Origin of the sequence: Elizabethkingia argenteiflava (assembly GCF_009904105.1) — a bacterium.
Taxonomy (GTDB): Bacteria; Bacteroidota; Bacteroidia; order Flavobacteriales; family Weeksellaceae; genus Elizabethkingia; species Elizabethkingia argenteiflava.
The window spans coordinates 1-227 of sequence record NZ_JAAABJ010000609.1 but is presented as its reverse complement, the minus strand read 5'-3'; the positions used below and the strand labels follow the sequence as shown (position 1 = coordinate 227).

The window sequence follows — 227 nt, the reverse complement described above, 5'->3', positions numbered from 1 at the left end:
CTGTTTAAATTTTGTTCAATAAATGTTTTATAGCGGCCACTTTAACCATTTCTTCTGCATTTTCGATTAGCAGTTCATAAATTCGGCATAGTCTTCGATCGTTATCAAACCAAGCAAATGTTCTTTCAATAATCCATCTTTTATGGATAGGCTGAAAATTCTTTTTTTGCTTATCAGGCCTTAAAACAACCTGAATAATGTATCCAAACCCCTTTTTTACCAGATCT

1 protein-coding gene is annotated in these 227 nt (G+C 32.6%); it reads right to left on the bottom strand.

Translation table 11 applies throughout. The features are described from left to right. Positions 1 to 4: 4 nt before the first annotated feature. Positions 5 to 227 (bottom strand): transposase (locus GNY06_RS10210; protein WP_166519979.1); only part of this gene is annotated, 223 nt, incomplete at its 5' end.